Below are 20,531 nucleotides of genomic sequence, written 5' to 3'. Positions count from 1 at the left end.
CGCAGTGCGCGCCTTACTCTGCGAGGCCGGCTGTCAGGCGTTCCGCCGGGACCGGCGGTGAAAACAAATAGCCCTGGAAATGCAGGCAGCCCTGGGCGATCAGCGCTTGCCTTTGTGCTGCCGTCTCCACGCCTTCGGCGATCACCCGTAGGCCCAGAGTGCGGGTCAGGGAGACGATGGTCTGTGCGATCAGGGCGTCGTTTGGATCGGTGAGTAGATCGCGCACAAAAGAGCGGTCGATCTTCAATTCGTCCAGCGGCAAGCGTTTCAGGTACGCCAATGAGGAGTAGCCGGTACCGAAATCGTCCAGTGAAAAACGAATGCCGTGCGCTTTGAGTGCGTGCATGCGCGGCAAGGTGTGGTCGATGTCATGGACCATGCTTTCGGTCAATTCCAGCGTCAGCCGGTGCGGATTGGCGCCATGACGCGCCAGGGTGTCGATGACCAGATCGACGAAGTCGGCCTGCTGAAACTGCAGGGCGCTCACATTGACCGACACGGTCCATCCGGCGGTCGCCGGCGCGGCGCTCCAGCGCCGCAGTTGTTCGCAGGCGGATTCGAGCACCCAAGCGCCAATCGGTAGAATCAGGCCGGTTTCTTCGGCCAGCGCGATGAAATCGCCCGGTGCGACGGGGCCGCGCTGCGGATGTGTCCAGCGTAACAGGGCCTCGACGCCGGTGATGCGGCCATCGATGTCGACCTGCGGCTGGTAGTACAGGGACAGTTGCCCGGCGTCCAGCGCCAGGCGCAGCTCGCTTTCCAGCGTGGCCCGTTCCTGAAGGCGGGCCTGCATCTGCGGGTCAAAAAAGCGCAGGCCATTGCGCCCGGCGGTCTTGGCCTGATACATCGCCATGTCGGCCTGTTTGAGCAGCTCTTCCACCGTCGCCTGGTGCCCGGCAAACACTGTGATGCCAATGCTGGGCGTGCTCACATGAATCCGGCTGTGAATGCGAAACGGCTGACGCAAAAGCTCCAGTATTTTTTCGCCCACGGTTTTGGCGTGGGCGGCGGCGGCCGCTGCGGAATTGCCGAGGTCGTTGAGCATGCAGACGAATTCGTCGCCGCCAAAGCGCGCCACGGTGTCGCCTTGGCGCACACAGAAGCCGAGTCGGTGCGCAACCTGCTGGAGCAGCAAGTCGCCGGCGTCATGGCCCAGGGTGTCGTTGAGCGTTTTGAAATTGTCCAGATCGATGAACAGCAGGGCGCCGTATTGGCCGCTGCGCGCACTGGCCAGCAGTTGCTGTTGCAGCCGGTCGGCGAGCAGACGGCGATTGGCCAGACCGGTCAGCGGGTCGTAGAAGGCAAGCTGGCGGATTTCGTCTTCCATGCGCTTGCGTTGGGTGATGTCGGTGGAGATGCCGCACAGCGCGTAGATTTCACCGTCATCCCGGCGCAGCGGCAGTTTGATCGACAAAAAAGTGCGGGCTTCGCCGCCGTCGCGCAACACGCTGCGCTCTTCGACCGCAACCCGCTTGCCGTGTTCGATGACCTGTTTGTCGTTTTCCAGCAGTTGCCGGGCGGTGTCCGGATCAAAAAAAGACTCGTCGCGCTCACCGATGATGGCATCGAGCTCGCGGCCGAATAGCTCGCGCACACGGCGGTTGGCGTAGCGATAGCGGTATTGCGGGTCCTTGATGTAAATGTAGGCTTCGACGCTGTCCAGGATGGTGGCCAGCCGGTCCTCGCTTTCGCGCAGTTTGCCCGCCTGCTGGCGCAGTGCTTCGCGCTGCGCGGCGTTTTCCTCGTGGTAGGCGCGGAACAGGCGGTGGGACCAGCGCGAAAATAGCAGTGATGCGCTCATGGCAATCAACAAGACGATGCCGATGACCGCACTGAACTTCAGCAAGCGGTCGCCATTGACCTCTTCAGCGTCGAGCCGCTCGCGGCTCAGTTCGTCGCGCAACGCTTTTTCGGCCACCGTGGCAATCAGCGTCCAGCCCCATTCCGGGATGTTCTGTGCAAAGGCCAACCGGGGCAGCGTCGCGCCGGCGCTCCGATCCGGCCATTCATAGCGCAATACCTCCTGATGGCTATCGGCCAGTTCTGCGAATGCACGCAACAACTGAGCGGTCGATGGCGGGATGTCGTCCAAGCGCTTGCCTTCCAGCTCCGGCGCCTCGGCCGATAGCAGCACCCGGCCGTCGCGGTCGATCACCGAGAAACCGCCGCTGTCGCCAAAACGCTGACTGCGCAGGCGTGTCAGCACGGCGCGCTGTTGCCGGGCCTCCCATTCATGGATGTAGTCGCCGGTGCCGATCAACCAGTCGAAGGGGGGAAAATGCCGGACGTAAGCGAGCTTATCCGCCATGTGCTGCGGGTCGTCCGGGCGGTACCAGCGGTAACGGGAAAAACTTTGCTCTTTGGGTTTGCGCGCCGCCTCGATCAAGCCGCGCATGATGAAGTGACCGGTGTCGTCCTGGTTGTCGGGCATTAGGCGGCCTTCCAGGTGGGGCGCGGTGGGCAGCAGGATGAAGCGGCCCGTCATGTCGTCGATGAAGTAATAGCCGCGCCCGTCGAAAAAACGCACCGGCCGCAGCGCCTCGACGATCAGCCGTTGAACGACTTCGGGCGGGTGATGACCGGATGCGCTGCGGTAAATGCCCTCGGCAATGGCCATGGCCTGATCGACTTGCTCGACCAACTCCTGCCGCAGCAAAGCTTCAGTGCCCGCGCGGGTAAACTCCACGAAATCAAGCGCCAGCGCCATTTCCGCCTGTAGACGTTCGACCAGTTGCCGCGATATGGCCTCTTCCAGCCGTTCGATGGATTTTTGCTGGTCGACCAGGTTCTGCCAGGCAAAAAAACTGCCGAGCAGCACAGTAAGAGCGCTGACGATGGTCAGGGTGCCGATCAGGTGGATGCGGGGAACGGTGCGGGCTTTGTCGGAGAGATTCACGCGGCAGACTCGCGGCGTATGGATTTAGTACTAAAGAAGTAGGGCCAGTGTAGCGCAGCGTCGGGTGAGCGGCTAAAGCCGGCATCAGATCAGGCCGCCGGCGCCGGCCAGCGCGCCGGCCAGAATCAGCCAGATTGGCGCGGCCTGAGTGCGCAGCATCGCCAGCACGGTCAGCCCGATCGCGGCCAGCGCGCCGTATGGGGGGGTGCCGCGGGCCAAAAAGGGCTGGGCGAGCACCCAGCCGGTGGCGAGCAGAAGGCCGATGGTCACCGGCGCAAGACCCGCGGTGAAAGCGCGTACGCCCGGCTTGTCCCGCCGTGTGCTGGCCCAGCGGCTGACGGCCAGCGAAAGCAGCGTAGAGGGCAGCAAAATGCCAATCAGCGCGACCGCGGCTCCGAGCAAGCCGGCGATCTGGTAGCCCAGCACCGGCACGAAGAGCACATTCGGACCGGGTGCGGCCTGCGCCAGCGCAATCGACGAGGTAAAGCCGGCGTCATCCAGCCAGCCGCGATCGACCACCAGGTAACGATGCATCTCTGGCACGGTGGACATTGCCCCGCCGATGGCCAGCAACGACAGAACCAAAAAGTGCACCAACAAGTCGGCCAGATCGGCCCCAGCGAGCGAGCCGTTCATCGCCGCGCTGCCGCTTTGCGCAGACGCCAGCGTGCGGCCGACCACCCCAGGGCACCAAGGCCCAGCACCACGCCCGCGAGCGGCAGGCGAAGTGCAGCGATCGCCATCAGGGTTGCCAGTAGCAAAATCGCGCACACGGTCGGCCCCATGGGATTGTTACGCAAGCTGCCGAGCAGTTTCAAAGCCATGGCCACCGTCAGGCCGGCCGCCACCGCGCCCATGCCCCGGAGTGCGCCGGCTACCATCGGATGGTGGCTGAATTGCCCATAGCTGGCGGCCAGCAGCAGCACGATGGCCAGCGGCACAGCCAGCATGCCGGCCATCGCAGCCAGCGCGCCACGCCAGCCAAAGAAACGGTCGCCGAGCATCAGCGCGATGTTGACCACGTTGGGCCCAGGTAGCAGTTGCGACGCCGAATAAGCTTCCAGAAACTCGTCCCGGCTCAACCAGCGTTTGCGCTCCACCAACTCGCGTTGGGCCACGGCCAGCACGCCCCCAAAGCCTTGCAGCGCCAGTACAGTAAAGGTGAGAAACAATGCCCGGGGCGAGGCGGGCGCGGCGTTGGGTGAAGTGACGTCGGCAGGCTGCATGGTGCGCTCAGGTGGGCAATGAATCCAAAGGGCTGGCTTGGCCGGAGGGTGTGGTGTCGGTTCTGATGCGGCAAGTAGCGGCCATCGCTGCCCCTCAAACGGCTTCGGTCAGTTGCAGCTCGGCTTCCACCCGGTTGCGGCCGGCCCGCTTGGCGCGGTAGAGCGCGGCATCGGCACGCGCCAGCGGTCGGTCGCTGCCGGTATCGCCGGCATGCAACAGGGTGATGCCGATACTGACGGTGACTTTCACCCGTTTCTTCCCGGCCACGCACGGTGCGCTGGCGATCTTCAGGCGCAGGCGTTCGGCCAGCAGGCGGGCGCCATCGGCGTCGGTGCCGGGCAGCAGGGCAGCGAATTCTTCACCGCCCAGGCGGCCGAGCAGGTCGATACGGCGCAGGTTGCCGCCGGCGACCTCGGCGAAATGGCGCAGCACTGCATCCCCGGTGGGGTGACCGTAGAGATCGTTGACTTGCTTGAAGTGGTCGATATCCATCATCAGCAGCGCGGCGGGCGTGCCAAAGCGACGCAGGCGAGCCAGCTCCTGTTCCACCCGCTCCAGAAAGTAGCGCCGGTTGGGCAGGCCGGTGAGCAGGTCGGTGGTGGCCAGGCGGTGCAGTTCGCGTTCGCGCGTCTTGCGCTCGGTGATGTCACGGTACAGCCATAGATGGCCGAGGAAGCGGCTGCCGTCGAAAATGGGCAGGCTGTCGCGCTCCAGCGCACGACCATCGGACAACAGCAGCTCCTCGCCCGTTTTCGCCTGACGACCTGCCACCAGCTGGCGGGTGCTTTCCCTGAATTGCATCGGGGCCTGGAAACGGTCGGCGCTAGCGTCGAGGACCGCTTCGGCCGCTTTGCCGACCAGTGTGTCGGGACGCTCGAACGGCGCGAACAGATCGCAGAACATCTGGTTGGTCAACTGGACGGTGCGCCGCTCATCTTCTAGCAAAATGCCGCCGTGGAAGTTTTCGATCACCGTCGCCAGCCGTGCGCGGGCGGTCAGCAAGGCTTCTTCGGCGCTTTTACGGGCCGTGATATCGGTATGCGTGCCGACCATGCGCACCGGCTCCTCGCCCATCCAGTCGACAACCTTGCCGCGACTCTGTATCCACAACCAGCCACCATCGGTGCGACGGTAACGGAATTCACCCACGAAAACGCCGCCGCGCGCAAGCTGACGGTGCAGGGATTCCGAGAAGCGCTGCAGATCCTCTGGATGCAAGAGCTTTTGCCAAGTCTCCAGCGTGACCGGGAACGCGTCTTCCGGATAGCCTAGCATCTGGAAGCTGCGCGTATCCCAACGCACGGCGTTGGTGGGAATGTGCCAGTCCCACAGGCCGTCTTCCACCGCGGCAAAGGCGATGCGGTAACGTTCCTCGCTGGCGCGCAGCGCCGTAGTGGCTGCGGCGATGCGTTGCTGCAATCCGCGCCGGGCAGCGTGTAGCAATCCCAAAAACAGGCCCAGGGAGAACAGGAAAGCAAGCACAAGCTGCACCGCCATCGTTTGTTGGCGGTCGCGCCAGGCGGCTAGTGTCGCACTTTTGTCACGCCAAATGAGCACCGAACCCACCGGTTCGCGAGCCGGGTCGACCGAGCCGAGATAGTCGCGCAGCGGAAAGCCGGTCAGATGCCAGTCTTTGCCTGCCCAGTGCAGCAGGTGGGAGACGGTCTGCGTGGCGTGCATGCGGGGCAGTAACTCGGCGGCCATCCAGGCGCGCACCTCCTCCCGTGAGGCCGCTTCCAGGTAACACTGGCAGCCGTGCGGCTGGCGCGTGCCGTTGAGCGGGCGGAACTCGTTCCATACCGCACCTTCTACGTGCGCCTGATCGAGCAGCACTGCAAAACCCGCGTCCACTTGGCGCTCCAAGCGTTCGAGCGGTATATCGAAGGATGTGCCGGCCTCTAGCGCGCCAATGTAGCTGCGCGTGCCGTCGTCGGCGCTGGCCCAAACCGGCACCACGCCGCGCACCCCGGAATAGATGCGTCCGGTCTCGAAACCGACCCGCGGTTGGCGGTCGCGATTGACGTCTTCGATGATGTGGCGCAGACCGTCCATACGGTCGCCGAATTTTTGCGGGGTATGGACCCGCAAGAAAGACAATGAACCGGGGCCGAGTTGGAAATGCAGTTGGCGCAGACCGTATTGTTTTTGCATGTCGGACCAGGCCGGCGCGACATGGCGGTAGAGCGCCTCACGCCAGTGCGCCGCGCGTGCGCCGCCCGGTCCGCCGCCTTCGGCCTCGACGGCCTCCTTGCCGCGTTGAAAGAAATAGCGGACTTGGGGGTCGGCGGCCACCATGGTGGCCAGAGTGAGCATCTGTTGTTCGAGATCGGACAATGCCACTTCGAACGTGGTACGCAGCGCCTTGGATTCATTGGCCAAAGTCTGCTCCAGCGTTTCGCGGTCGTTTTGCCACTGCAGCACCCCGGCCACCGTATAGAGCAGCGCCAGCAGGCAACCGGCGAGCGTGGCGACCACGGGGAAGGACAGACGGCGCATCGAATGACTACGCTTGGGAAAAGACCCGTGATTTTGCCGTATGACGTAAGCTTCAGGAAGCTCTCCGTGGGCTGCTGGCGGTTAGATTAACTCTGCACCGACCGCTTCCCGCCCCTACGCAAGCTTGCGTATTTTGTGCATCCGTCAGTCTCCCTAAGCTGTGATCGTGCAATGCAGCAACGCCCATTCGATCACGACCAGGGAGACTTTCCATGCAAAACCGTCGCAACTTCCTCAAGGCGCTGACTCTTTCCGCTTCCATCGCCGCCATCGGCCTGCCTCTGGGCGCGCATGCGGCCGACACCATCAAGGTCGGCATCCTGCATTCGCTCTCAGGCACCATGGCGATTTCCGAGACTGCTTTGAAGAACGTGGCGCTGATGACCATCGAGGAAATCAATGCCGCTGGCGGGGTGTTGGGTAAGAAGCTGGAGCCGGTGGTGGTGGACCCGGCCTCCAACTGGCCGCTGTTTGCCGAGAAGGCGCGCCAACTGCTGGCGCAGGACAAAGTAGCGGTGGTGTTCGGCTGCTGGACCTCGGTGTCGCGCAAGTCGGTGTTGCCGGTGTTCAAGGAACTCAATGGTCTGCTCTTTTACCCGGTGCAGTACGAAGGTGAGGAGCTGGAGAAAAACGTTTTTTATACCGGTGCGGCGCCCAACCAGCAGGCCATTCCGGCGGTGGAATACCTGATGAGCGAAGAAGGCGGCGGCGCCAAGCGCTTCGTGCTGCTGGGCACCGATTATGTCTATCCGCGCACCACCAACAAGATTCTGCGCGCCTTTTTGAAGAGCAAAGGGGTGAGCGAGGCCGACATCATGGAGGACTACACCCCGTTCGGCCACTCGGACTACCAGACCATCATCGCCAAGATCAAACAGTTTGCCGCGCAGGGTAAGAAGACCGCGGTGATCTCCACCATCAACGGCGACTCCAACGTGCCGTTCTACAAGGAACTGGGCAACGCCGGTCTGAAGGCGACCGATGTGCCGGTGGTGGCGTTCTCGGTGGGCGAGGAGGAGCTGCGAGGTGTGGATACCAAACCGTTGGTCGGCCATCTTGCGGCCTGGAACTACTTTATGTCGGTGAAGAATCCGCAAAACGCCGCTTTCATTGAAAAGTACAAGACCTGGGCGAAGAAAAACGGCGTGCCCAACGCCGAGACCGTGGTCACCAACGACCCAATGGAAGCCACCTATGTGGGCATCCACATGTGGAAGCAAGCGGTGGAGCAGGCCAAGACCACCGATGTGGATGCGGTGATCAAGGCCATGGGCGGGCAGACCTTCAAGGCGCCCTCCGGCTTTACCTTGACCATGGACAAGACCAACCACCACCTGCACAAACCGGTGTTGATCGGAGAGATTCGCCCGGACGGTCAATTCGACGTGGTGTGGCAGACCAAGGAACCGATCCGTGCCCAGCCGTGGAGCCCGTTCATCGAGGGTAACGAAGGCAAGCAGGGGTTTTGAGCCGGGTTTGAGCGCGATAGGCACTCTGGTTTGCCCGCGGTGTGCGGAGCCGGCCGCGGGCGGGCCGCTTCCCGGCTCGGGGTTGTCTGTCCTCCGAGTAAACCGGGTGTGTGTCGATCAGGTCTGGATTGCCATCCGAGGCCGCAGTGGAAACGGCGGCCTTCAAGAGTCGTGACATGAAACGAAGCTTCCATGCGACGTTCCGCAGCGGGCTGATTGGGCCGCTGCTTGCGGTTTTGTTTTTGCTGTTGGCCGCCGGCAAGGCCCGCGCGGCGCTGGATGAGGCGGTGCTCGCGCAGCTGGCCAGCGGTGACTTTAGCGCGCGCATCGCCGCCATCGAGGCCATCGGCGCCGCCGGCGGAGAGGATGCGCGCCGGCTGATCGCCGCGTTGGAAGCCGGCGAGCTGGGGGTGGTCAACGGACGTGTGGTAGTGCTGAGCGGCGGCGTGGTGACCGATGCGGCCAGCGGCGCTGCCCTTGCGGTTGATGCGGATGTGGTCGATACCCTGCGGGTCAATAACCGTGTGCGCCGCGCAATCGCCACCGCCAAGGCGGCGTTGGATGTGTCTGCCCCGGCGCGCGAAACCCGTCTTGCCGCGGCCAATACCTTGCGCGACAACGCTTCCGAGACCTTGCTGCCGTTACTCGAACGCGCCTTGGGCAAGGAGTCTGACGAGGCCATCGGGCACATCCTGCGGCTTGCCGTTGCGCGGATTCATCTGAACGCTGCCGAGCCCGCCCAGCGCTTGAAGGCGGTCAGCGCGTTGGGTCAGTCGTCCGATCCTGCGGTGCGCACGATGCTGGAGCCTTTGCTGTCGCCCGCTAACGAGCCCGACGCCCTGGTGCGCGAGGCCGCGGCCGATTCGATCAGGGCTATCGAGCGCCGGGTGGCCTTCGCCCAGCACCTGGGCACGGTGTTTTCCGGCCTGTCGCTGGGCTCCATCCTGCTGCTCGCCGCGCTCGGGTTGGCAATCACTTACGGGGTGATGGGCGTCATCAACATGGCACACGGCGAGCTGTTGATGATCGGTGCCTATGCCGCCTATTTAGTGCAAAACCTGTTCCGCGCCCATTTGCCGCAATGGCTGGATTGGTACGTGGTGGCCGCCATTCCCGCCGGCTTTTTCGCCGCCGCAGCGGTGGGAGTGCTCATGGAACGCACGGTGCTGCGCTTTCTTTACGGCCGGCCGCTGGAATCCTTGCTGGCCACCTGGGGTATCTCGCTGGTGCTGATCCAGGCTGCGCGGGTGATCTTCGGGCCGCAAAACGTGGAACTTGCCAATCCGAGTTGGATGTCCGGCGGGGTGGCGCTGGCCGCCGGCGTGGTGCTGCCGTACAACCGCATCGTCATCCTCGGCTTTGGCGTCTTCGTGCTGGCCTTGGTGTGGCTGATGATGAACCGCACCCGGTTGGGCATGTTCGTGCGGGCGGTCACCCAAAACCGTGCCATGGCCGGTTGCGTGGGGGTACCCACTGCGCGGGTCGATACGCTGGCCTTCGCCATGGGGGCCGGGATTGCCGGGTTGGGCGGGGTGGCGCTGTCACAGATCGCCAACGTGGGCCCGGCCATGGGCACCGGCTACATCGTCGATGCCTTCATGGTGGTGGTACTGGGCGGGGTCGGCCAGTTGGCCGGCACAGTATGGGCCGCGCTGGGCCTGGGCATCGTTGCCAAGTTCCTGGAGAACTGGGCGGGGGCAGTGATCGCCAAGATCCTGGTGCTGGTGTTCATCATCGCTTTCATCCAAAAGCGCCCCCAAGGTCTCTTTGCCTTGAAGGGCCGCTTCGCAGACAACTGATTCATAGCGGAGGACGTGCCGCATGCGCACCCCATTGACCATCCGACTGTTTGCCAGCATGCCGCGCGCCGGCTGGGTGGCGCTCATCTTCTTCGCGCTGTTTGCCTGGGTGTGGATGCCGATCGCTCACCTGGCGCTGCCGCCAGAGCATGCGCTGCATGTGTCGTCTTACTGGGTGAGCCTGCTTGGCAAGATCCTCTGCTACATGGTGGTGGCGGTGGCCATGGACCTGATCTGGGGCTACGCCGGCATCCTCAGCCTGGGGCATGGGCTGTTCTTCGCACTCGGTGGCTACGCCTTTGGCATGTATCTGATGCGCCAGATCGGCCGTGACGGCGCCTATGGGGCGGAGTTACCGGATTTCATGGTTTTTCTGGATTGGAAGGAATTGCCTTGGTACTGGTGGGGGTCGGATTCCTTCCTGTGGGCGCTCTTTCTGGTGGTCGCGGTGCCGGGGTTGTTGGCTTGGGTGTTCGGCTTTTTCGCCTTCCGCTCGCGTATCAAAGGGGTATATTTCGCCATCATCACCCAGGCGCTGACCTACGCTGCGATGTTGCTGTTCTTCCGCAACGAGACCGGCTTTGGCGGCAACAACGGTTTTACCGACTTCAAGCGCATTCTCGGCTACGGCATCACCACGCCCGAGATGCGGGTGGTGCTGTTCGGGCTTTCGGCCGCGCTGTTGGTGGGCGTGCTGCTGCTCGGGCGCTATCTGGTGACCTCGCGCTTCGGTCGGGTGCTGGCCGCGATCCGCGACGCCGAGAGTCGGGTCATGTTCATCGGCTATAACCCGCTGCACTACAAGCTCTTTATCTGGACCTTGTCCGCGGTGCTGTGCGGGCTGGCTGGCGCGCTCTACGTGCCGCAGGTGGGCATTATCAACCCCTCGGAGATGAGCCCGGCCAACTCCATCGAAATCGCGGTGTGGGTGGCTGTGGGCGGGCGCGGCACGCTGGTGGGCGCGGTGCTGGGCGCAGGTCTGGTCAATCTGGCCAAGAGCTGGTTTACCGTGTCCTTTCCGGAATATTGGCCCTTTTTCCTTGGCTTTCTGTTCATCGCAGTCACGCTCTTGCTGCCCAAGGGCGTGGTCGGATTGTGGGCGCAGCGGCGCAGCCGGCGCACCGGGCAGGACAGCGTGTCTGCCGCCTCGGCGGCTCGGTCCCCGGAGACGGCGGTTGCCGGGCAGATTTCCAAATCCACTCGCGGAGCGACCGCATGAGTACCGTCATCGAGCATGAGGCCGCGCAACAGGCCAACCAGCGCGAGCAATGGGAGGGCGAGGCCACCACCGCCCACTTGGTGCGCCCGGGCGAACTGGATCTCTCGCACAAGGTCATCCTCTACCTGGACGACATCACGGTAAGTTTCGATGGCTTTCGTGCGCTCAACAAGTTGAGCCTGGCGATCGATGCCGGCGAGCTGCGCTGCATCATCGGACCCAATGGCGCGGGCAAGACCACGATGATGGACGTGATCACCGGCAAGACCCGTCCGGACCAGGGCAAGGCTTTTTTTGGCCAAACCATGGACCTCACCCGGATGAGCGAGCCCGAGATCGCCCACGCCGGCATCGGGCGCAAGTTTCAAAAGCCCACGGTATTCGAGCAGCTCACGGTGTTCGAAAACCTGGAGTTGGCGATGAAGGCGGACAAGCGTGTGCGCCGCAGCCTGTTCGCGCGACTGTCGAGCGAGGAGGGTGAGCGCATCGCCGCAGTGCTGGAGCGTATCCGCCTGAGCGCCGAATCGACGCGGCTTGCCGGGCTGCTCTCGCACGGTCAGAAGCAATGGCTGGAGATCGGCATGCTGCTGATGCAAGAACCCCGCCTGCTGCTACTGGACGAGCCGGTTGCCGGCATGACCGATGAAGAAACCGAACGCACCGCGGAGTTGTTCGTGAGTTTGGCCGGTGCGCATTCGCTGGTGGTGGTCGAGCACGACATGGCGTTTGTAGAGGCCCTGGGCGGCAAGGTGACCGTGCTGCACGAAGGCTCGGTGCTGGCCGAGGGTGATTTGGCTACGGTGCAAAACGATCAGCGGGTGATCGAAGTGTATCTGGGGCGCTAGCCGGCTACGGCCGGCGCGGCAGGCAAGCTGGCCGCAGACAGACCGGCGATGGCCGGAAAAAGAGGGAAAGATCCGCGGGCAGCGTGCGCAAAGCCCTGCATCCAGTACGGATTTGGCGTGGGCGCGCTGGCGGACAGGGCGGGATTCGAACCCGCGTCAGGGTATTACCCTGAACACGCTTTCCAGGCGTGCGACTTAAACCACTCATCCACCTGTCCGTGCAAGCCGCGCATTCTAGCGGTAAAGGAGTTCTAGGGGAAGCCCCGTTTCGGTGCGGGTGTGGTGAATCTATTCAGTGCCCGGGCTGGTCAGTGGCTCTGCTGTCCAGTGCGGCGGCGCAAACGCAGGGCACCGATTGCGGCGGCGCCCAGGAGCGCGATGAGGATGCCCTGGGCAGGATGGTCAGTACCGATGAGTAGGCCGGCGCAGACGCCACAGGCGGCCGGCAAGGTGTTGATCAAGTATTTCATGTGCATAATGCTCCGGGAGGCGGGCGGGTTACAACGGTGCATGGCGCCAGACTTGTTTTGAGGGGTGTGTAAAAATATACAGTTGTTTTGTCTGACGCAAGTGCGTCAGGCATTCACGCGCATTGACGCGTATTGATGTGCAACCGAAGCATCCGTGTCGGATTAAACGCTGGCATGCCGATAGCCGGGGCACACGCCCAGGGGTGTGACGGGTTTAACATCGGCTGCCGCTGGCGCCGTCTAAGGTGTGTGGCAAACGCTCACGGTCTCGCTCGCCCGCAAGGGCTGAGGTCAGGGAGGACAGGCCATGCTCAAGGTGTTCAGCCACTATTTTCCGTCGCACACGTTGTTCAAGATTTTGACCGATGCGGTGTTGCTCTGTGTGGCCATCGTCGCCGCGCTGGTCTGGCAGCTAGACGCCGCAAAGGTCGATTGGCGCCTGGTGGTGCCGTCTGCGGGGCTGTTTGCGCTGGCGATGATCGCACTCAACAGTGCGTTGGGCCTGTACCGCCCGCAGCGGTCGGCGTCTGCGCGGGATGCGCTGGTGCGGGTGCTGCTGGGCGTGGCGGTCAGTGCGCCGGTGGCGTTCGGCGTCTTTTGGGTCTTGCCGTGGGATCACTTTGCCACCGAGGCCGTCCAGCTCACCGTGCTGCTGTTGCTGGGCAGCGTGCTGGCGCTGCGCGGTGCGCTCAATCGGCGGCAGGAACGTGCGTTGTTTGCCCGTCGTGCGCTGATCGTGGGCGGCGGCGAAGAAGCGGCGTCGGTGGAACAGGTGCTGCGGCATCCGTTAGTCAGCGGCATGGAGTTGGTGGGGTTTTATCTGCCTAACGACGCCGAGGCGGAAAAAATCGATCCGCAGCGTGTGGTCGGACGCGGGATGAGCCTGTTGGATGTGGCGCGTCAATTGCGCGTCGGCCAGGTGATCGTGGCGGTGCGCGAGCGGCGCGGCGGGGTGTTGCCCCTGCGCGAATTGCTCGATTGCAAGCTGCACGGCATTGCGGTGCATGACTTGTCCAGCTTTTACGAGCATATCTCCGGCCATGTGCGGCTCGATGCGCTCAAAGCCAGTTGGCTGATCTACGGCGACGGCTTTCGTCAGGGGCGCGCGCGCGCCTTCGTCAAGCGCGGCTTTGACTTGGTGGCAGCATCGGTATTGCTGTTGCTGGCCCTGCCGGTGATGTTGCTCACCGTGCTGGCGATTCTGCTCGAAGATGGCGCGCCGGTGTTCTACCGGCAAGAGCGCGTGGGGCAGGCGGGCCGGGTTTTCAAAGTGATCAAGTTCCGCAGCATGCGCCGCGATGCCGAGCGCGATGGCAAGCCGCGCTGGGCGGCTGCGAACGACGATCGGGTCACCCGCGTCGGACGGCTGATCCGTCGGCTGCGCATCGACGAGCTGCCGCAGCTTTTCAATGTGCTCTCTGGGCAGATGAGCTTGGTCGGGCCGCGTCCTGAGCGCCCTTTCTTCGTCGATCAACTGACCCGCGATATTCCTTTTTATGCGGTGCGTCACAGCGTCAAGCCGGGTCTGACCGGTTGGGCTCAGGTGCGTTATCAGTACGGTGCGTCGGTCGATGATGCCATCAACAAGCTCGAATACGACCTTTATTACGTCAAGCATCATTCGCTGGTGCTCGATATTTTGATTCTCGTGGAGACCGTTCGGGTGGTGCTCACCGGCGAGGGTGCGCATTGAGCGGCTCCGCGCAGCCGGACGCCGACCTGCTACGGATGTGCCTGCTGCCGAGGGGTCGAGCTTGGATCTGGATGCCAGATGATTGCTGAAGCATCGGACGTGGCCGTATGGGCGCATGGCGTTGCGGCCGGCGCCTATGCCCTGTTTGCCTTGTATTTGCTGCGCGCCTGGCGTGGTGGTCGAGCCGGGGGGGCGTTGTTGGCGGCGGTGACGGTCAGCATGGTGTGGGCCGCTTGTTCGGCGCTGCTGGCCGCTTGGCCCGGCAGCTTGTTGCTGCGCCTGATCGGATTCATTGAAGTCCTGCGTGTGCTGGCATGGTATGCGTTTTTGCTGGTGCTGTTGCAGCCGCTGTGGCAGGCCGGCAGGCGTTGGCCGCTCTGGGTGGCCGGCGGGGTGTCGGCGGGGATGCTGGCTGCGGTGCTGGCTCCCGCCCTATCGGTCGATCAGCCCACGGCCGTCGCCAAGTGGCCGCTGGCGGCCTTTCTGGCGGCCGCGGTGTTCGGGCTGGTGTTGGTCGAGCAGGTGTTCCGCGGTCTGCCGCGCGACTCGCGCTGGGCACTCAAGCCGCTGTGCCTGGGGCTGGCGGCGAGCTGGATGTTCGAGCTGTACTTTTTTGCCGACGGCTTTCTGTTTGCCCGGCTGGACCCGCAAGTGGGGTCGGTGCGCGGCCTGGTGCATGCCATGGTAATGCCCTTGGTGGCCTTGTCGGCAGCGCGCAATCCGTCTTGGACTTTGCGCATCGCGGTCTCGCGCACCGTTGTGTTTCATTCCACCGCGCTGGCGGTGGCGGGCGCCTATTTGCTGGTGATTGCCGCAGCCGGTTACTACGTGCGTTATGTAGGTGGCGACTGGGGGCGGGCGCTGCAGACCGCTTTGCTGTTTGCCGGCTTGTTGATGCTTGGCTTGTTGGTGGGTTCAGGCGCAAGTCGCGCCCGCCTGCGGGTGCTGGTCAACAAACACCTGTTTCCCTATCGCTACGACTATCGCCATGAGTGGCTGCGGTTTACCCAGGCGCTGTCGGTTGCCGATGACGGGTTGGAACTGGGGCAGTCGGTCATCAAGGCTTTGTCGGACCTGGTCGAAAGTCCGGGCGGCGTGTTGTGGCTGCGACACGCCGACGGGCGCTATCGGCCGCATTCGCGGCTCAACGCGCAGCATTGCGAGGCGGTCGAGGAGGAAAGCGGCAGCCTGTGCAGGTTTTTGGCCGAGCGCGAGTGGGTGATCAATCTGGAGGAGTTTCGCGTGCGCCGCTCGCACTATGCCGGGCTGGCGTTGCCGGCGTGGTTACAGCAACAGGAAGATGCCTGGCTGGTACTACCGCTGATCGCTGATGCGCGGCTGGTGGGTTTTGTGGTGCTCAAGACCCCGCGCACGCCGTTCGAGGTCGATTGGGAGGTGCTGGATCTACTCAAGACCGCGCAACGTCAGGCTGCCGGTTATCTGGCCCGCATGCAGGTGACCGAGGCGCTGATCGAAGCGCGCAAATTCGACGCCTTCAATCGCATGTCGGCCTTCGTGGTGCATGACCTCAAGAACCTGGTGGCGCAGCTGTCGCTGATGCTCAAAAACGCCCAGCGCCACCGGGACAATCCGCAATTCCAGCAAGACATGCTGGAGACGGTTGCGCATGTGGAGTCGCGTATGCGTGCGTTGATGGGCCAGTTGCAGGATAAGACGCCGATCGATGCGACACGCGCGGTGGACCTGGGTGCGCTGCTGCAACGCATTGCTGACAACAAACGTAACCAGCGCCCGCCTGTTGAACTGGTCGTTCCGCAGCGCGACGCGGTAACGGTTTTTGCTCATGGCGAACGGCTGGAGCGGGTATTGGGCCATCTTGTGCAAAATGCCCTGGACGCCACGCCTGACGATGGTAAGGTCATCGTCCAAGTGCATGACCCAAAAGACGGCGCGGTGACGCTGGAGGTCAGCGATACGGGCTGCGGGATGACGCCGGAGTTCATCCGGGAGCGCCTCTCACGTCCTTTTCAAACTACCAAGGAAGGCGGCATGGGTTTGGGGGTCTATGAAACCGCCCAGTACATCCGCGAGCTGGGCGGAACCATCGCCTACGACAGCGGCAAGGGGTGCGGCACCCGGGTGACGGTGCGTCTGCCGGTGAGCGGGCGCGAGCCGCCCGACGGGGATGAACCGTCCGGGGCGCAGATCTGCTCCCGAACCGAACCGCAACCGCTGCGTGCTTGAGCCATGTCCGAGATGCGCCGTACCCTGCTGATCGTCGAAGACGACCCCGCGCTGCAAAAGCAAATGCGCTGGGCCTTCGACGCTTTCGATACCGTGGTCGCCGACGACCGCGAAAGCGCCATTGCCCAGTTGCGGCGCCACGAACCGGCGGTGGTCACTATGGACCTGGGCCTGCCGCCGGCGCCCGACAGTGTGGACGAGGGCTTGCGCCTGCTTGGCGAGATGCTGGATTTGGCGCCCAATACCAAGGTGATCGTGCTCACCGGCCAGCACGACCGCGACAACGCGGTGCGCGCCGTGGGCATGGGCGCATACGATTTTTTTGCCAAGCCGTTCGAGCCCGAGCTGCTGTCGCTGACCATCGAGCGCGCTTTCCGCCTGCACGACCTGCAGGCCGAAAATCAACGCTTGCAGGCCGCGCGCGGCAGCGCCCTGGACGGTCTGCTGACCCGCGACCCGGCCATGCTCAGGGTGTGCCGCACCATCGAAAAGGTGGCACCGGCCAACGTCGCCGTGGCGCTGCTCGGTGAAAGCGGCACCGGCAAAGAAGTGCTTGCCCGCGGTTTACATGCTTTGTCGCCGCAGTCCTCGGGCCGCTTCGTGGCGATCAACTGCGCGGCCATCCCTGAAAACCTGCTGGAAAGCGAGCTGTTCGGTTACGAGAAGGGGGCGTTTACCGGCGCGGTCAAACAAACCCCCGGCAAGATCGAACTCGCCCACAAGGGCACGCTGTTCCTGGACGAGATCGGCGATTTGCCGATGTCATTACAGGCCAAACTGTTGCGCTTTTTGCAAGAGCGGGTGATCGAGCGCATCGGCGGGCGTGAAGGCATCCCGGTGGATGTGCGCGTGGTGTGCGCCACCCACCGCGACCTCAAAGCGCGCATTGCCGAAGGGCTGTTTCGTGAAGACCTTTATTACCGCTTGGCGGAGATCGTGGTGGAAATTCCACCGCTACGCGAGCGTGAGGGCGACGCGGCGCTGCTGGCACATGCGTTCGTGCAGCGTTATGCCGATCAAAACCGCCGTGGCGGCATGAAACTCACCGATGAGGCGCTGGACGCCATTGCCGCGCATCGCTGGCCGGGCAATGTGCGTGAGCTGGAAAACTGCCTCAAGCGGGCGGTGATCATGGCAGAGGGCAACCGCATCACCGCCGCCGATCTGGGGCTGGAGGCGGTCGAGGCGGACGCTGAGTTTTTCAACCTGCGCCGAGTGCGTGACGAGGCCGAACGCCAAGCGGTGCTGCGGGTGCTGGCCCGCACCAACGGCAACATTGCCCGTGCCGCGGAAATGCTCGGCATCAGTCGCCCGTCGCTGTACGACCTGATGCACCGCTTTGGCCTCAAAAAGGAGCCCTGACCGTGATGGCTGCTCAGACCCCCAAGAGTGCCGCGACCCGCCGATGGCCTCGCCCGTTGGCCGGTGTGTCGATCGCCGTGTGCAGCGCGGCGTTGTTGGCAGCTTGCGCCGATTCGCCGCAGCAGATGTTGGCCTCGGCGCGCGACTATCTGGCCAAAGACGATCTGCAGGCGGCCAGCATCCAACTCAGAAACGCCTTGCAGCAAGATGGCGCGCTGGCCGAGGCGCGGCTGTTGCTTGGCCAGGTGTATTTACGTCAGGGCGACATCCCGGCGGCGCTGAAGGAACTGCAACGGGCCGAGGAACTGGGGGCGCCGGCCGTGCGGGTGGCGCCCCTGCTGGCTGAAGTGCTGGTCCGTGGTGCCGACTTCGATCGGGTCATCGAACGTTATGCCGGGCTACGGCTTGCCGATACCGCGGCACAAAAAGGCATCGATCTTGCGCTAGGCACCGCCTATCTGGCCAAAGCGCAACTGGATCTTGCCTGGCAGCATTTCGAAGCGGCCATTGCCGTGCAGTCGGACGACCAGGACGCCCGCCTGGGTCTGGCGCGAGTGCAGTTTTTTGCCAATGACTTGGAAGGGGCGCAGCGCGAGCTGGCGCAGGTGCTGGCCGCGCATCCCAAAAACGGCGAAGCCCATCTGCTACAAGCGCAGATCATGCTTGTACGCGAGCAGCCCGAACAGGCCATCGAGGCGCTGACAGCCGCGGTAAACAGCCAGCCGGATTCGCCCAGTTACCGCTATGAGCTCGTCAGCCTGCTGTTGAGCCAGCACCGGGACGAGGCGGCCCAGGCGCAGCTCGAAGCCCTGCGCCGCATCGCGCCCGAGGCGCCGGCCACGCACTATCTGACGGCCGTGATCGCCCACCGCGAGGGGCGCCATACCCAGGCGCGCGACGCAGTCCAGGCGGCCTTGCGCGGTGCGCCGGGGTTTTTACCTGCGCATCTATTGGCTGGCAGCGTGCTCTACCGTTTGGGCGATCAAGCGCAGGCCCAGCGTCATCTGAACAAAGTGCTGGAACAGGTGCCGGAGCACCGTCAGGCGCGTCAATTCCTTGCGCTATCGCTGGTGCAAAGCGGTCAGCCGGCGCGCGCCCAGGAGACGATCAAGCCGCTCATCGATGCCCCAACGCAGGATGCGCGCAATCTCATGGTGATCGGTCAGGTCATGCTGGCCAACGGTGAGTTCCAAGCCGCCGCCGATTACCTGGCCCGCGCCAGCGCCTTGGCACCTGACCATGCCGGTGCGCGCTTGCGCCTGGGCGTGGCGCGGCTGGCCGGCGGAGATTTGGCCCAAGGGCTGGCCGATCTCGAAACCGCCCGCGATCTGGACGGCATCGGCATTCAGGCCGATGTGGCGCTGGTGCTGGCGCATCTGCGCGGGCGGCAGTTCGACAAAGCGCATACCGCGGTCGATCGGATGTTGGCACGTCATCCTGACAGTGCCGAAGCGCACAACCTCAAAGGGGGCGTGTTCCTGGCGCAGGAAAACCTGGCCGCTGCGCGTGCATCCTTCGAGGCCGCGCTCGACTTGCGGCCGGACATGTTGGCCGCGCTGGTGAATCTGGTCCGTATCGATGTTGCCGATGGCCAGCCGCACGCGGCGGGCAAGCGGTTTGAGCGCTTTCTGGCGGCTAATCCAGGTCATGTGGACGCCACTTTGGCTTATGCCGAGTTCAAAAGCGCTGCGGGCGCGCCGCCGGCCGAAGTGCGCATCCTGCTGGACCAGGCGGTGGCGGCAGCACCCGGCGCGCTTTCTCCCCGGCTGGCGTTGGTGCGTCACTTGCTGCATCAGGGACAGCCGCGTGCGGCCTTGCCGCTCGCTCAGGAAGCGGCTGCAGCCCATGGCGCCGATCCCGGCGCGCTGGCTGCGCTGGGCAGTGCACAGCTTGCCGCTGGCGAGCTCCAGCAGGCGATCACCAGTTTCGGCCGGCTGGCGGCACTGCTGCCGCATTCGCCGGCGCCGTTGATCGACCTTGCGGCCGCGCAGGCTGCAGCCAAAGACTTGGCCGGTGCCGAGCAGAGCCTGCGACGCGCCATCGAACTGCAACCGAGCCAAGCGCTGGCCTATCAGCGCTTGCTGGGCTTGTTGGTCGAACAACAGCGCGAAGCCGATGCGCTGGCCTTGATGCGCACCATGCAGCGCACACCCGCCCTGGCGCAAGCGGGATTCGTTGCCGAAGGCGACATCCTGGCGCGCCGCAAACAGTGGGCCGCGGCGGTCGAGGCTTTCCAGCGTGCTGCGGCCATCGCGCCCAATGCCGAAGTCGAGGTGCGGCGCTATGTGGCGCTGCTGCGGGCCGGCCGCGCGGACGAGGCCGAACGCCTGGCCGCCCAATGGATGCGCGCCCAGCCGCGCGATCCGTTGCTGCGTACCCTGGTTGCACAGCATGCGTTGAACCAGAATCGGCTGCAGGAGGCGCGCCGGCTGTATGCCGAAGCGGTGGCGATTGCCCCGAACGATGCCATGTCGTTGAACAATCTGGCCTGGGTCGAGGGCGAACTCAAAGTGCCGGGCGCATTGGCCCGCGCCGAGCGTGCGTTGGCGCTGGCACCGGACAATCCGGCCATCCTGGATACCGTAGGCGTTTTGCAGATGGCCGCCGGCAATCACGAACAGGGTTTGAAAAACTTGCGCCGTGCGGTCGAACTGGCGCCGGAACTCGGCCAGCTGCGGCTCAATCTGGCGCGCGCCTATTTGCAGTTGGCGCGTACCGCCGACGCCCGCGAAGAGCTCGATATCGTGCTGAGCAAAACCCCTGCCGGCACGCCGCTGCACCGCACCGCCGCCGAGTTGCGCGCGGGACTCTGACCGCGGTCGGCGCCACCGCTTCATCCACACCATCTTT

General features: G+C 64.1%; 13 protein-coding genes and 1 tRNA gene. 8 read left to right on the top strand and 6 right to left on the bottom strand.

What is annotated here, in order from left to right; genetic code table 11:
* Positions 1 to 13 precede the first annotated feature (13 nt).
* From DIE29_RS09730 to DIE29_RS09715, 4 genes are all read right to left on the bottom strand, one after another.
* The gene (locus DIE29_RS09730; protein WP_114649770.1) at positions 14 to 2,896 is read right to left on the bottom strand and encodes a bifunctional diguanylate cyclase/phosphodiesterase; all 2,883 of its coding nucleotides are present in this window, start codon (positions 2,894 to 2,896) and stop codon (positions 14 to 16) included.
* An 84-nt stretch (positions 2,897 to 2,980) separates the two neighbouring features.
* Positions 2,981 to 3,532 carry a chromate transporter gene (locus DIE29_RS09725; RefSeq protein ID WP_114649769.1) on the bottom strand — a complete coding sequence of 184 codons (552 nt, stop codon included), beginning with the start codon at positions 3,530 to 3,532 and terminating at the stop codon, positions 2,981 to 2,983.
* Positions 3,529 to 4,122 carry a chromate transporter gene (locus tag DIE29_RS09720; protein WP_114649768.1) on the bottom strand — a complete coding sequence of 198 codons (594 nt, stop codon included), beginning with the start codon at positions 4,120 to 4,122 and terminating at the stop codon, positions 3,529 to 3,531. The genes DIE29_RS09725 and DIE29_RS09720 overlap by 4 nt, the downstream gene beginning before the upstream one ends.
* 94 nt (positions 4,123 to 4,216) lie before the next feature.
* A complete protein-coding gene (locus tag DIE29_RS09715) occupies positions 4,217 to 6,619 on the bottom strand; it encodes a sensor domain-containing diguanylate cyclase (RefSeq protein WP_114649767.1) in 2,403 nt (800 codons plus the stop codon).
* Positions 6,620 to 6,831: 212 nt separating this feature from the next.
* On the opposite strand from DIE29_RS09715, the gene urtA reads away from it, so the two are divergent.
* From urtA to urtD, 4 genes are all read left to right on the top strand, one after another.
* Positions 6,832 to 8,088 carry an urea ABC transporter substrate-binding protein gene (gene urtA / locus DIE29_RS09710; RefSeq protein WP_102041305.1) on the top strand — a complete coding sequence of 419 codons (1,257 nt, stop codon included), beginning with the start codon at positions 6,832 to 6,834 and terminating at the stop codon, positions 8,086 to 8,088.
* Between the two features lie 176 nt (positions 8,089 to 8,264).
* A complete protein-coding gene (gene urtB, locus DIE29_RS09705) occupies positions 8,265 to 9,887 on the top strand; it encodes an urea ABC transporter permease subunit UrtB (RefSeq protein WP_114649766.1) in 1,623 nt (540 codons plus the stop codon).
* 22 nt (positions 9,888 to 9,909) lie between these two features.
* Positions 9,910 to 11,106 (top strand): urea ABC transporter permease subunit UrtC, encoded by a 1,197-nt coding sequence (urtC, locus tag DIE29_RS09700; RefSeq protein WP_102041306.1) that lies wholly within the window; start codon positions 9,910 to 9,912, stop codon positions 11,104 to 11,106.
* Positions 11,103 to 11,951: an urea ABC transporter ATP-binding protein UrtD gene (gene urtD, locus DIE29_RS09695; RefSeq protein WP_114649765.1), complete on the top strand. Its 849-nt coding sequence runs from the start codon at positions 11,103 to 11,105 to the stop codon at positions 11,949 to 11,951. The genes urtC and urtD overlap by 4 nt, the downstream gene beginning before the upstream one ends.
* 127 nt (positions 11,952 to 12,078) lie before the next feature.
* On the opposite strand, the gene DIE29_RS09690 is transcribed toward urtD, so the two are convergent.
* Both DIE29_RS09690 and DIE29_RS14610 read right to left on the bottom strand, forming a co-directional pair.
* Positions 12,079 to 12,169, bottom strand: a tRNA-Ser gene (locus tag DIE29_RS09690).
* Positions 12,170 to 12,259: 90 nt separating this feature from the next.
* Positions 12,260 to 12,421, bottom strand: coding sequence for a hypothetical protein (locus tag DIE29_RS14610; RefSeq protein WP_159074603.1), 162 nt, complete (start codon positions 12,419 to 12,421; stop codon positions 12,260 to 12,262).
* Between the two features lie 307 nt (positions 12,422 to 12,728).
* Between DIE29_RS14610 and DIE29_RS09685 the strand changes: the two genes are divergently transcribed.
* The 4 genes from DIE29_RS09685 (at position 12,729) to prsT (ending at position 20,494) form a co-directional block, all read left to right on the top strand.
* Complete coding sequence (locus DIE29_RS09685; protein WP_114649764.1) at positions 12,729 to 14,114, top strand: TIGR03013 family XrtA/PEP-CTERM system glycosyltransferase; 1,386 nt, start codon at positions 12,729 to 12,731, stop codon at positions 14,112 to 14,114.
* A gap of 78 nt (positions 14,115 to 14,192) precedes the next feature.
* Entirely contained in the window at positions 14,193 to 16,319 is a 2,127-nt protein-coding gene (prsK, locus tag DIE29_RS09680; protein WP_114649763.1) for an XrtA/PEP-CTERM system histidine kinase PrsK, read from the top strand.
* Positions 16,320 to 16,322: 3 nt separating this feature from the next.
* Positions 16,323 to 17,681 (top strand): PEP-CTERM-box response regulator transcription factor, encoded by a 1,359-nt coding sequence (prsR, locus tag DIE29_RS09675; RefSeq protein WP_102041311.1) that lies wholly within the window; start codon positions 16,323 to 16,325, stop codon positions 17,679 to 17,681.
* Positions 17,682 to 17,686: 5 nt separating this feature from the next.
* Positions 17,687 to 20,494 (top strand): XrtA/PEP-CTERM system TPR-repeat protein PrsT, encoded by a 2,808-nt coding sequence (gene prsT / locus DIE29_RS09670; RefSeq protein ID WP_102041312.1) that lies wholly within the window; start codon positions 17,687 to 17,689, stop codon positions 20,492 to 20,494.
* Positions 20,495 to 20,531 lie beyond the last annotated feature (37 nt).

The sequence above is a fragment of the Pseudothauera hydrothermalis genome (assembly GCF_003345255.1).
GTDB classification, from domain to species: domain Bacteria; phylum Pseudomonadota; class Gammaproteobacteria; order Burkholderiales; family Rhodocyclaceae; genus Pseudothauera; species Pseudothauera hydrothermalis.
This window is presented reverse-complemented; position numbering and strand designations above follow the sequence as displayed.

What these genes read in the sequence shown, in the direction of transcription:
- prsT (WP_102041312.1), top strand. Translation starts at nt 17,687, where the DNA reads ATGGCTGCTCAGACCCCCAAGAGTGCCGCGACCCGCCGATGGCCTCGC.
- DIE29_RS09720 (WP_114649768.1), bottom strand. Translation starts at nt 4,122, where the DNA reads ATGCAGCCTGCCGACGTCACTTCACCCAACGCCGCGCCCGCCTCGCCC.
- urtB (WP_114649766.1), top strand. Translation starts at nt 8,265, where the DNA reads ATGAAACGAAGCTTCCATGCGACGTTCCGCAGCGGGCTGATTGGGCCG.
- DIE29_RS14610 (WP_159074603.1), bottom strand. Translation starts at nt 12,421, where the DNA reads ATGAAATACTTGATCAACACCTTGCCGGCCGCCTGTGGCGTCTGCGCC.
- urtC (WP_102041306.1), top strand. Translation starts at nt 9,910, where the DNA reads ATGCGCACCCCATTGACCATCCGACTGTTTGCCAGCATGCCGCGCGCC.
- DIE29_RS09725 (WP_114649769.1), bottom strand. Translation starts at nt 3,532, where the DNA reads ATGAACGGCTCGCTCGCTGGGGCCGATCTGGCCGACTTGTTGGTGCAC.
- DIE29_RS09715 (WP_114649767.1), bottom strand. Translation starts at nt 6,619, where the DNA reads ATGCGCCGTCTGTCCTTCCCCGTGGTCGCCACGCTCGCCGGTTGCCTG.
- DIE29_RS09685 (WP_114649764.1), top strand. Translation starts at nt 12,729, where the DNA reads ATGCTCAAGGTGTTCAGCCACTATTTTCCGTCGCACACGTTGTTCAAG.
- prsR (WP_102041311.1), top strand. Translation starts at nt 16,323, where the DNA reads ATGTCCGAGATGCGCCGTACCCTGCTGATCGTCGAAGACGACCCCGCG.
- prsK (WP_114649763.1), top strand. Translation starts at nt 14,193, where the DNA reads ATGATTGCTGAAGCATCGGACGTGGCCGTATGGGCGCATGGCGTTGCG.
- urtA (WP_102041305.1), top strand. Translation starts at nt 6,832, where the DNA reads ATGCAAAACCGTCGCAACTTCCTCAAGGCGCTGACTCTTTCCGCTTCC.
- urtD (WP_114649765.1), top strand. Translation starts at nt 11,103, where the DNA reads ATGAGTACCGTCATCGAGCATGAGGCCGCGCAACAGGCCAACCAGCGC.